This window comes from Pseudomonas sp. NA-150 (genome assembly GCF_044336365.1).
GTDB lineage: Bacteria > Pseudomonadota > Gammaproteobacteria > Pseudomonadales > Pseudomonadaceae > Aquipseudomonas.
On sequence record NZ_CP172305.1, the window covers coordinates 5902657 to 5914541 of the forward strand.

Consider the following 11885-nt stretch of genomic DNA (forward strand, 5'->3'; position numbering starts at 1 on the left):
CGTCGAGCCGATCATAGTGGATCGACTCGACTCGTCGCGAAGTCCAAAGACATTCGTTCAGCACTTGTTCAGCGCCGTACGGGACGCTTCTGCAATTTACGCTGTAAGGTCCGGCGATGCATGCCCAGCGCACGGGCGGTCGCCGAGATGTTGCCTTCGTGTTCAGTCAGCACGCGCTGGATATGCTCCCACTGTAAACGGTCCACCGACATCGGGTTGTCTGGCACCAGGGAGTCGAGGTCCGCGTGCTCGGAGAGCAAGGCGGCCAGCACGTCGTCGGCGTCGGCCGGTTTGCACAGGTAGTTGCAGGCGCCGCGCTTGATCGCTTCGACCGCGGTAGCAATGCTCGAATAACCGGTGAGAATCACCACGCGCATTTCCGGATCGATTTCCAGCAGTTTGGGCAACAGCACCAGACCGGAATCGCCGTTCATTTTCAGGTCCAGCGCGGCGTATTCGGGCACGTCCTGCTGCGCCAACACCAGTCCTTCCTCGGCAGAGCTGGCGGTGCTGACGCGGAAACCGCGACGGCTCATGGCCCGCGCCATCACGCGGGTGAAGGTGGCGTCATCGTCTACCAGCAGTAAATGCGGCAGGTCTTCGCCTTCAACTTGAATCTCATCACTCATGTTTGTCTCCTCGGGCATCACGTGGCAGGCGCAGCTCGGTCAACGTTCCGCCCTCTTCATGAGGGTAGAGCTTTACCGAGCCACCGGCGCGGGTAACGCTGGCCTTGCTCAAAAACAGACCCAGGCCGAAGCCTTTGCCTTTGGTGGTAAAAAACGGTTTGCCGATCTGTTCGGCGATGGCCAATGGTACGCCAGCGCCGTGGTCACGGATGCTGATGCACACGTCTTCGGCATCCCAAGTCAGCTGCACGGCCAGGTCTTCCGGGCAGGCATCGGCCGCGTTGTTCAATAGGTTGAGCAATGCCTGGGTCAGATCCTGCGGCGGCGCCAGACGTGGCACCACGTCCTGTCCCAGCAGTTGAAAACGATAACTGGCTTCGGGGCGCATCAGGTGCCAACGGTTCAGCGCTTCGTGCAGCCAGTCGGTCACGTCGCGCTCCTCCACGGCCAGTCGCCGATTGGCCTCAGACGCACGCACCAATTGTTGCAGGGTCAGCTTGCACTGCTGAACCTGCTCTTGCAGCACGGCCAGATCCTCTTGCAACAGCGGATCCTTGTGGTCCTGGCGAATTTCCTTGATCAGCACGCTCATGGTGGCCAAGGGTGTACCCAACTCGTGGGCGGCGCCCGCGGCCTGGGTCGCGACGGCCAGCAATTGCTGATCACGCAAGCCTTCTTCCCGACGCTCTGAACGCAGTTGTTCCTGTCGACGCAACTCTTCAGCCATCCGCGCGGCAAAGAAGGTGATCACCGAGGCCGACAGGGCGAAACTCAGCCACATGCCGTAGATCTGCAGGTTTTCACGAGCGATGGGGAAGGTGCCCATGGGATAGAACTGCACCAGCAGCAAGGTGTAGCTGACCAGCGCCAGCCCCGAAAGCGACAGCGCGTACAACCACGGCAACGTCACCGCAGCGATGGTCAGCGGCACCAGGTAATAAGAGACGAACGGGTTGCTCGACCCCCCGGAGTAATACAGCAACACGCTGTGGATCAGCATGTCGAACGCCAATTGCACGGCGTACTCCAGCTCGGTCACTGGCCACGAGGCGCGCAGGCGAACAGCCGTGAGCACGCACAATACAAAGGAAAAACCGAGGGTGATCGCCAACTGCATCCACGGCAGGGGCAGCAGGTCGAACAGATAGGCAGCGCCCACCGAACCCGCTTGAGCGGCCAGTACCAGCGTGCGAATGAGGGTCAGGCGCCAGAGGTTCTGGCGGGTAGCTGAAAGCAGTTGTACGGGGGCGAGCATGAGCTCTCCTGATGAGCGCTCCAGGCGAATCGCAGCGAGTATAACCAAGCCGGGGCGAAAACAGCGAAACTGCGTCAACACGCCACAGCAGCTACGCCTGAAAATTCTTTGTAGGAGCGGGCTTGCCCGCGATCGAGAGTGAAGCCCTCGCGCCATAATCATCCACACTCGCAGGAAGGTCGTTCCGGCCTTATCGCGGGCAAGCCCGCGCCTACACGGAACCGGACAGGATCATCTACAGTCTGATGGTTTTCCGCCTGGCGGCCTCTTGCCCCGGATGGTTCGATAACAAGGAGTTTTCATGTTCAACTTTCGCCCCAGCGCCACCCTCCTCGCCCTTGGAATAGCCACGCTGGTCAGCCTCCCCGCCTTGGCCGATGAACCTCGCTACAACCAGGTTTCCGTGCGCGCCGAAGTCAGCCAGGAAGTCCCACGCGATCTGATGATGGTGACTTTATATAGCGAAGCGCAGAACAACGACCCGGCCAAACTGGCCGCGCAGATCACCGAGTCGCTGAACAAGGCCGTCGCTCAGGCCCGCGAGGTCAAGGAAGTGACCATCCGCCAGGGCGCGCGCAACAGCTCGCCGATCTACGACGATAAAGGCCAAAAGATCACCGGCTGGCGCGAACACGCCGAATTGCGCCTGGAAAGCGCGGATTTTGCCGCCCTGTCAAAATTGACCGCAGAGTTGCTGGGGGACTTGAAGATGGCCGGTATGGACTTCGCCATTTCCCCGCCCGCGCGTAAAAACAGCGAAGACGCCTTGCTCAAAGATGCAGTGGCCGCCTTCAAAACCCGCGCCCAACTGGTCACCGATGCCTTGGGCGGCAAAAGCTACAAACTGGTCAACCTGAACCTCAACAGCTCCGGTTTCCCGCCACCCTACATGCGTGGGCCTGTGATGATGATGAAAGCCGCTCGTGCCGACGCCGCGCCTGCGCCAGACGTAGAAGCGGGCACCAGCCAGGTCAACGTCACGGCAGACGGCACCATCGAAGTCTCGATGCAATAACCTGCACACGGCGGTAATCAAGGGTTACCGCCGTTTCTGTTACCACTCGCTGACATACCGCTTTACCGCGTTACCATCGCCCTACACGCCCCGCTACGCTGTCTGATTTCCCCCCGCCGCGCCATCCGTAAACTCCCCTTGCTAGGCCCATACCGCTATTGCGCATCGCTGACAGTTCTGAACATCAGACTCCACGACCGCGCGCCAATGCCAAGAAGGAATCACGGATGAACCCCCGTTACTACGCCCACATCAACGCTTTCAACGCCCGACAGCCACACCACTCGCCAGCCGTTCAAGGTCAATCAAACTTCAGGCATCTCGGCAATGCCGATGGCCAGTTGCATAGCAACTTCGCACTGGATCAACTGACCGAACTGGCCAAGCGCAACAGCCAAAAAGATTTTTTGTTGCTCATGGCACCCACCTTTGGCTTCGACATTCCGGCACACACCTACCTCAAGCTCTACGAAGCGTTGCTCGACGGGAACGTGAAGAACCCGGAATACCGGGTGGAATCGACGGGGGTCTTTCCGGCCGACTACAACAATCAAACCCGCACCCTGCGCATTTTCCCCATCGCACTTGAGTGCATCATTGAAAGCCCGGAAACCACTTGGGAACTGATGGCTATTCTGCTGCATGAATTCGGCCATCACCTGGACAACGTACTGCGGCAGGATCTGGCGGATAAAAATCCTGATGGCACGTCCAGCCTGGCGAGCGACGCACACCTGGAAGAAGGCTCCAGACATGCCTATCGCATGGCGCTGTTCGACTCACTGGATGTCCGTGAAGTGGAGATTGCCCGCTATACGCCATCCGGCACCCCCACCATCGTCATTCGCACTGACTATGCCAAGGCCATGCACCTGATCCGCCAGACCCAGGCAGGCGGGACGCTACACCAACATGCAGCCGACGATTTCGTTGAAGCCTTTGAGGCCGGAAGTGGCGGCCCGGGCAAATTCACCCACGAGTCCATCGAGGCGATATTACGCTCGATGGGCTTTCATCAGGCAGAGGTTAACGGCATTTACTTTGGTAACTGGCTGCGGGATTACTCGCAACTGCTTGACCCCAAGATCGTTCGCGCAACCACCATGCCCAAAAACTTCCCGGACGTTTTTTCCCGCGAGGCGCTGACTAAAATCGTCGACGTGTTGGCGGTGAAAAAGTTCTGGAACCAGAATCAGGTCCGGCCCGACTACTTCAAGGTAACCCAAGACAAACTCGGCGTTTATCGTCCCAGCCAACATATCGATAACCCAAAGGTTGTGGACCCACAACCGGCCGACCCCACCAGCCGCGACCCGGACTTCGAACCTTGGGTAATGCCCGGCGACCCCGTACTGGAAGTCGACCCGGCAACGTCGATGAAGCGCCATATCCAACGCTCGGTCGCCGTCATGCAAGACGAACTCCGTGCGGTCATGCGTGATCGGCGCACACCTGCCGGATTGCGTATGTTTGGCGCCGCGCTGCATATTCTCGAAGATTTTTTCGCCCACTCGAATTTCGTCGAACTGAGTTTGATCAAGGAAGGTCATCTCGACGTATTGCCATGGACCTCCATAGCCCCGTGCAAGCACCACTTGCCATTGGTCACGGGCATGTTCGGCGCCACTGATGTGTTCGCCAGCCTGGCTGATCCTATTGGGAAAATACTCTTTTCCACCGAGCCTGCGGACTTTCAACCTACCCAGGCCGGGCATCGCTCGGAGAGGGATCAGCTCATGTTAATCCTGTTGGCGGAGCATCAGGATCAACACCTGCTCACGGGCTTCGAAGCCTATCTGCTCGCGCGTGACACATGGGCCAAGTTGCCGATTGCCGAGCAGGTCGAAAAGCTGTTCTGGACTGCCAGTGCGCCTACGGTAGTCGTGCGTAACGCCTACAACACCATGATGCAGGGCGTGCTGCGCTTGATCGGTAACAGTATCGACGACGTCCAGACATCGATCGGTGAAGACCCCAACACCAGTGGCTCCACCGATCCCTCCCACTCGCAACTGGCCAAGGACCACGCAGAGCATCCCTTGCATGCGCTTGCTGGTGTGCTGGCAACCGAGGCGGTCAAAAACGTCACACAGACGATGCTCGACTACTGGGACGGTAAACCGGGGGCCGATCCGATTGCGGTCGCAACGTCTTATTTTGTCCACCCCATGGACAGCTCGTGGCAAGACTCCACCGTCAGGCACTGGGCCATTACCCATAGTGATCAGGTTCGTCGCAGCACGATCAAAAGCGAACTGGATCAGATACGAGCGCACTTACATGATGAAGCCAAAACCTCGGTACAACGCTTGGAAAAGGAAGGCAGGGACTACCTGAACTTCATTACCAGCGATTCGTTCCTCGGCGTGCTTATCGACAAGGTGCCCAAGAAGTGGATCGATTTCGCCAAAGGCCCCTTCAAAATAAAACCTTGGGCGTAATACACCACCCCCCTTTCCTTTAAGGCATATCAGTCGGGCCATCCAGCCCGGCCGATGTGCCTTGCACGCTATGACTTGATCACTGGAATCACGGATGAACCCCTATAATCAGCAACAGCAGTTTCCAGGCGAAGCGCTGCCGGTAACAGGTGAGCTACGAAGCACATTCGTCCTCGACCAACTGACAGCAATGGCCAAAAGCACCGCGCCACCACACTTCATCATGCAAATGGCGACGATCTTCGGGCTTGATACCCCACCGAGTGCCTACTATAAACTTCATGAGGCCTTGCTGGGCGGAACACTGAAGCCCCCGAAATACCTGGTGTTTTCAGCAGGTGTCGCTGACGCCGAATATGACAACCGCGATCGCACAGTACGTATCTCTGCTGCAAAGTTGGAACATTGCAGCCTCGACCACCACAGCTCGTGGAAATTGTTGGCGGTTCTCCTGCACGAGTTCGGACACCACCTGGACAACGTGCTGCGTCAGGACTTAACGGAAAAAAACCCTGACGGTTCACCAAGCATTGCTACCGATGCACCTGCCGAGGAGGGCTCTCGATTCGCTTATTTCATGAGTGTCGCCGACCAGCCACCTCAGCCCCCTCAAGAGATCGCCTGCCTTTTTGCCAGCGACGGAACACAAACCCGCTTCAGCGTTAACCTTCGTGACGCCATGAATATCATTCGACTGTCACAAGACGGCAGCGGACAAACATCGCCAAAAATCGGAGGTAATACCGAGAGCTTCGAAGCAGGAGGCAATCAGGCAAAAGGAACCACACATCGCTCACTGTCGAAAGCATTGAGCCTGATGAACCTCCGACAGTCCGAAGTCAATGCCATTTACTTTGGCAACTGGCTGCGCGACCACTCGCAATTGATCGACCCGAAGATTGTCCGCGCAGCCAACGAGCCTAAAACGTTTTTCAAGAAATTTTCCCGTGAGGCACTAACGTCAGTCGTCGACATCCTGGCCGCGCGCGCATTCAGCGAAGACCGCGTCGTTTACCCTGATGCGTTCAAGGTCACGCGTGAACGGCTGGGGGTCTACCGCCCCAGTCAACACATCGACAACCCGAAAACCGAGAATCCAACGCCGAAGGATCTGAGCAAAATCGATGAAGACTTCGAAGCCTGGATAGAACCAGGCCATCCTTGGCTGCAAGTCGAATACGCCAGTGCCATGAAGCGCTACCTCTTTCGCTCAATCGGCGTCATGCAGGAAGAACTGGGTGCAGCCATGGAAGCGGGGCCTTCGGCGGACGGTTTTCGATATTTCGGCGCGGGCCTGCACATTCTCGAGGACTTCTACGCCCACTCGAACTTCGTCGAATTGAACCTGATCAAGCTCGGTTACAACGACGTACGGCCATGGACGTCGAAAACGTTATGCCGGTGGGACTTGCCATTGGTGACGGGTCGGTTTAGCGCCAGCGATGCTATCGCCAGTTTGGCGCTGCCCATCGCACAATTGCTTGCCCCCATCAAAAACTGGACATTCACCCCGACAAGGCGCGGCGAGCGCTCGCAGACCGAGTTGATGTTGGTAGTTTTGCTGGGTGAATTGAGCGACCCAACACCGCTCAAGGCTCTTAACGCACTCCTCCAGTTGCGAGACGATTTGGCCGACAACCCGGTTTTCACCTTCCTGCAACTGCAAAAATGGCTGGTTGATATACCCTTGCGCGCCCTCAGCATCGCTTTGGGGTCACTGGTTCAGCACCTGGCAAAATGGTTCGCTGGCATTGTTGTCGTCCTGCAAACCCTCATCGACGATCCCAACACCAGTGGCTCCACCGACCCAACCCACTCCCAACTGTCCAAAGACCACCACGATCATCCATTCCACGACTTGGCCGCCAGGCTGGCGGAGGAAGCGGTGAAGAAAGTCGCGATGGCGATGAAAAATGCATGGAGCGGACCTCTACGTCCAGATTCTCAAGGTCGATATCCGTTGAGCGAAAACCCGGTGGAGGTTGCTACCGCGCTGCTGGTCCATCCCCAGGACAGTACGTGGCAGGACGAGATTGTCAGACAGTGGGCGCAGGACGATCCGCAGCAGGTAGCCAGGGGCATCAGCCGAGCCATCGGGATGAGTACGTTACATCTCACCGAGTTGGAGGCCGGGAAAAGAGAACTTGAAGGTATCGAGATACCCATCGATCTGTTTGAAAATAGCGTTCGTGACTACGTTAACTTCTACGAAAAAAACGAGCATTTCTTAAGTCAAAATCTCCTTTCCGACGCTGAAGAAATTTCAGACTTTCACAGTTGAACGACTCTACGTTCTTATAGGGAAATAACAGCCAGTGCGCCGTGCTGTGTGGTCTATCGTTTGTCGTGCATCAAGACAGCGCGTGTACCACACACCGTCGAGGGACCTATGGCAACACCACAGCCTTCAAACCGCTGCGCCTCACTGCTGCCCTGCAGCTGCGCGGCGGTGACCCGCAGCAACTTCGCCAAATAGTGCGATCCCGACTACGATAAGTTAGTCCAGCAAGCCAAGGTGCCCAGCGACCGGGAAACACGGATCACGCTTTACCAGCAGGCCCAGCGCATCCTTAAGGAGCAGGTGCCGATCTCCCCGATTGCCAACTCCAGGGTCTTCCAGCCAGCACGCAAGGAAGTGCGGATTAAACAGCCCGTTTGGTCTTACTCCGCTCTATGGAGTCAGCCTTGACGCCAACAAGCAGTAACACTCTTGCTCTAACCGGGTGCATTCCACACGCTCGGCTGCGCGACGCTGGTGCGTAATATGTTTCAAAATGCGACGCGCAAACGGTCAAATGCGTCAGAAATTACACTTATGCGACATTCTTGTACGTTCGTACCACTGTTTGACACTTCGTTGGCGCCAGCATCTTGCTTTGGGTATGGCGCCTGCATAAGTATCCGCGGGGTCGACCCACAAGGTCCTCCTCCTCTACTAAAAAATGACAACAACTGAGGCCACCATGCTCAAACAAGCGGTCATTCCGTTTTTACTCAGTGCAGGTTTGATCGCCTGTGCGCCGTTCGCCCAAGCAGCGTCTTCGCTGGTGTTTTGCTCCGAAGGCAGCCCGGCTGGTTTCGATCCAGGCCAGTACACAACCGGAACCGACTTTGACGCTGCGGCCGAGACCATGTTCAACCGTCTCACCCAGTTCGAGCGCGGCGGCACCGCCGTGGTTCCAGGCCTGGCAACCACCTGGGACATTTCCCCGGACGGCCTGACCTACGTATTCCACCTGCGTGACGGTGTGAAGTTCCACACCACCGACTACTTCAAGCCGACGCGCACCTTCAATGCCGATGACGTGCTGTTCACGTTCAATCGCATGCTGAACAAAGACGATCCGTTCCGCAAAGCCTACCCAACCGAGTTCCCGTACTTCACCGACATGGGTATGGACGAGAACATCACCAAGGTTGAGAAAGTCGACGACCACACCGTCAAGTTCACCTTGAAAACGGTCGACGCCGCGTTCATCCAGGACTTGGCGATGAGCTTCGCTTCGATTGAGTCCGCTGAATACGCTGCGAAATTGCTCGCCGAAGGCAAAGCTCAGGACATCAACCAGAAGCCAATCGGCACGGGGCCGTTTGTATTCAAGAGCTACCAGAAAGACTCCAACATCCGCTACACCGGCAACAAGGATTACTGGAAGCCTGAAGACGTCAAAGTCGACAACCTGATCTTCGCTATCACCACCGACCCGTCGGTGCGTATGCAGAAGCTGAAGAAAGGTGAATGCCAGATCACCCTGTACCCGCGTCCAGCAGACCTTGCCGTGCTCAAAGCCGACAAAGACCTGAAGATGCCTGACCAGGCTGGCTTTAACCTCGGCTACATCGCTTACAACGTCATGCCGCAAATCAAGGGCGACGACAAGCCGAACCCGATGGCTCAGCTGAAAGTGCGTCAAGCACTGGACATGGCTGTCAACAAGCAGCAGATCATCGACTCGGTTTACCAGGGCGCAGGCCAATTGGCCGTCAACGCCATGCCGCCGACCCAATGGTCGTATGACACCACCATCAAGGATGCAGGCTACAACCCTGAGAAAGCCAAAGCGCTGCTCAAGGAAGCCGGGATCAAGGAAGGCACCGAAATCACCCTGTGGGCGATGCCGGTTCAGCGTCCTTACAACCCGAACGCCAAGTTGATGGCTGAGATGCTTCAGGCTGACTGGAAGAAAATCGGTATCAACGCCAAGATCGTTTCCTACGAGTGGGGCGAGTACATCAAGCGCGCCAAAGCGGGTGAAAACGGCGCGATGCTGATTGGCTGGAGCGGCGACAACGGTGACCCGGACAACTGGTTGGGCACCCTGTTCGGTTGCGATGCGATGAACGGCAATAACTTCTCGAAGTGGTGCGACAAGCCGTACGACGACATCATCAAACAGGCCAAAGCTACACCTGATCAAGCCAAGCGCATCGAACTGTACAAACAGGCGCAACACCTTCTCAAAGACGCCGTGCCGATTACTCCAATCGCGCACTCTACCGTCTATCAACCTATGCGTACCACCGTGCAAGATTTCAAAATCAGCCCGTTTGGTTTGAACTCTTTCTACGGCGTGAGCGTCAGCAAGTAAGGACGGTGTAACTGCGCTGGCATAGTCAGCGTAGTTGCATTAATTCCGAGTCCAAAAGAACCTCTCAGCGTCACTCGGCAGTTGCTTGTTATGCAACTGCCTACGTTACGCGTAGACGTTTCCTACAAACTCTGAAGCATCCCGACCTATTTACTGTGCGTCTCGAGGGTCATACCTTCGAGACGTTGCGGTATTGCTATTCGCAAAATAAATGAGCAACCGAGAAAACGTCTGGATCAGGGGTTTCTGCGCTCTGCGCAATCGTTTGCTCAAAAATCACGCTTGAAGGAAATGGATCATGCAGAAGACGTTCGTCATCACCTCAATGCTGAGTATCGGCCTGTTGGCCGGTGCGTCTGCGGCTCATGCCAATAACCTGGTGTTCTGCTCGGAAGGCAGCCCCGCGGGTTTTGACATTGCCCAGTACACCTCAGGCACCGATAACGACGCTTCCGAGCCGATCTATAACCGTCTTACCGAATTCGAATCCGGCGGAACCGCAGTGGTTCCTGCCCTGGCGACCCGCTGGGATATCTCCGAAGATGGCCTGGTCTACACCTTCCATCTGCGCCCCGGGGTCAAATTCCATAGCAACAAAGCCTTCACCCCGACCCGCGATTTCAATGCCGACGACGTGTTGTTCACGTTCAATCGCATGCTCAAACCGGATCACCCGTTCCGCGTCGCTTACCCGACCGAGTTCCCCTATTTCAGCAGCATGGGCCTGGACAAAAACATCAAGTCGATCGAGAAAACCGATGCGATGACCGTGGTCTTCACCCTTAACAAAGTTGATGCAGCATTTGTCCAAAACGTGGCCATGAACTTCGCTTCCGTTTTGTCGGCCGAATACGCCGATCAGTTACTGGCCGCCGGCAAAATGCGCGATATCAACATGCAGCCTATCGGCACCGGCCCGTTCATCTTCCAGCGTTATCAGAAAGACGCGCAGATTCGTTTCAAGGGCAACAAAGACTATTGGGACCCAAGTAAGGTCAAGCTGGATCAGCTGATTTTCGCGATTAATACCGACGCCTCGGCACGCATACAAAAACTCAAGAAGAACGAATGTCAGGTCACGCTCAATCCGCGGCCGGCCGATATCGAGGCCTTGAAGAAAGACCCCAAGCTGCAAGTGATCGAACAGCCCGGTTATAACCTGGGCTACATCTCCTATAACGTTCGTCATGCACCGCTGGGCAACCTGCAAGTCCGCCAGGCGCTGGACATGGCCGTGAACAAACAGGCCATCATCAAAGCGGTGTACCAGGGCGCCGGCCAATTGGCCCAGAACGCCATGCCGCCGACCCAGTGGGGCTATGACGACACCGTCAAGGACGCCCCTTACAACCCGGAAAAAGCCAAAGAGCTGCTGCGCGCCGCGGGCGTCAAAGAAGGCACCGAGCTGACCCTGTGGGCGATGCCGGTCCAGCGTCCGTATAACCCCAACGCCAAGCTGATGGCCGAGATGCTGCAGTCGGATTGGGCCAAGGTCGGCATCAAGGTGCGGATCGTCAGCTACGAGTGGGGCGAATACCTCAAGCGCAGCAAGAACGGCGAACACGATATCTCGCTGATCGGCTGGACCGGTGACAACGGTGACCCGGACAACTGGCTCGGCACGCTGTACAGCTGCGCCTCGATTGGCGGCAACAATTACTCCATGTGGTGCGACGAGAAATACGACGCTTTGGTCAAGGCCGCCGTGGCCACCTCGGATCGCGAACAGCGCATCGATTTGTACAAACAGGCGCAGCACTACCTCAAACAACAAGTACCGATCACCCCGATTGCCCACTCGACGGTCAATCAGCCACTTCGCGCTGACGTCAAAGGCTTTCAGGTCAGCCCACTCGGGCGCAACAGCTTTTCCGGCGTCAGTATCGCCGAATAACCCCGTTTAACGCCGGGGGGAGCACCTCGCTTCCCGGCAAAGCTGTTCCGACGATTTGATGT

The 11885-nt window shown here is 56.8% G+C and carries 7 protein-coding genes and 1 pseudogene; 6 read left to right on the forward strand and 2 right to left on the reverse strand.

Annotation, left to right across the window (positions count from 1 at the left end; translation table 11 throughout):
- Positions 1 to 68: 68 nt before the first annotated feature.
- On the reverse strand, positions 69 to 629 hold the full coding sequence (locus ACF0H7_RS27685; RefSeq protein WP_397449994.1) for a response regulator transcription factor: 561 nt from the start codon (positions 627 to 629) through the stop codon (positions 69 to 71).
- A complete protein-coding gene (locus ACF0H7_RS27690) occupies positions 622 to 1884 on the reverse strand; it encodes an ATP-binding protein (protein ID WP_397449995.1) in 1263 nt (420 codons plus the stop codon). The genes ACF0H7_RS27685 and ACF0H7_RS27690 overlap by 8 nt, the downstream gene beginning before the upstream one ends.
- A gap of 301 nt (positions 1885 to 2185) precedes the next feature.
- On the opposite strand from ACF0H7_RS27690, the gene ACF0H7_RS27695 reads away from it, so the two are divergent.
- The 6 genes and pseudogenes from ACF0H7_RS27695 to ACF0H7_RS27720 all read left to right on the forward strand — a co-directional run bounded on the left by ACF0H7_RS27695 (position 2186) and on the right by ACF0H7_RS27720 (position 11823).
- A complete protein-coding gene (locus ACF0H7_RS27695; RefSeq protein WP_397449996.1) occupies positions 2186 to 2899 on the forward strand; it encodes an SIMPL domain-containing protein in 714 nt (237 codons plus the stop codon).
- A 227-nt stretch (positions 2900 to 3126) separates the two neighbouring features.
- Positions 3127 to 5340 carry an HET-C-related protein gene (locus ACF0H7_RS27700; protein ID WP_397449997.1) on the forward strand — a complete coding sequence of 738 codons (2214 nt, stop codon included), beginning with the start codon at positions 3127 to 3129 and terminating at the stop codon, positions 5338 to 5340.
- A 94-nt stretch (positions 5341 to 5434) separates the two neighbouring features.
- Entirely contained in the window at positions 5435 to 7621 is a 2187-nt protein-coding gene (locus tag ACF0H7_RS27705) for an HET-C-related protein (RefSeq protein ID WP_397449998.1), read from the forward strand.
- A gap of 156 nt (positions 7622 to 7777) precedes the next feature.
- Positions 7778 to 8045 (forward strand): annotated as a pseudogene (locus tag ACF0H7_RS27710) (ABC transporter substrate-binding protein); the annotation flags it as partial.
- Between the two features lie 258 nt (positions 8046 to 8303).
- A complete protein-coding gene (locus tag ACF0H7_RS27715; protein ID WP_397449999.1) occupies positions 8304 to 9929 on the forward strand; it encodes an ABC transporter substrate-binding protein in 1626 nt (541 codons plus the stop codon).
- A gap of 298 nt (positions 9930 to 10227) precedes the next feature.
- Entirely contained in the window at positions 10228 to 11823 is a 1596-nt protein-coding gene (locus ACF0H7_RS27720; RefSeq protein ID WP_397450000.1) for an ABC transporter substrate-binding protein, read from the forward strand.
- Positions 11824 to 11885 lie beyond the last annotated feature (62 nt).

Bases quoted from the DNA above. Each gene is read 5' to 3' on its own strand.
- ACF0H7_RS27715 (WP_397449999.1), top strand. From the start codon at position 8,304: ATGCTCAAACAAGCGGTCATTCCGTTTTTACTCAGTGCAGGTTTGATC.
- ACF0H7_RS27700 (WP_397449997.1), top strand. From the start codon at position 3,127: ATGAACCCCCGTTACTACGCCCACATCAACGCTTTCAACGCCCGACAG.
- ACF0H7_RS27695 (WP_397449996.1), top strand. From the start codon at position 2,186: ATGTTCAACTTTCGCCCCAGCGCCACCCTCCTCGCCCTTGGAATAGCC.
- ACF0H7_RS27705 (WP_397449998.1), top strand. From the start codon at position 5,435: ATGAACCCCTATAATCAGCAACAGCAGTTTCCAGGCGAAGCGCTGCCG.
- ACF0H7_RS27685 (WP_397449994.1), bottom strand. From the start codon at position 629: ATGAGTGATGAGATTCAAGTTGAAGGCGAAGACCTGCCGCATTTACTG.
- ACF0H7_RS27690 (WP_397449995.1), bottom strand. From the start codon at position 1,884: ATGCTCGCCCCCGTACAACTGCTTTCAGCTACCCGCCAGAACCTCTGG.
- ACF0H7_RS27720 (WP_397450000.1), top strand. From the start codon at position 10,228: ATGCAGAAGACGTTCGTCATCACCTCAATGCTGAGTATCGGCCTGTTG.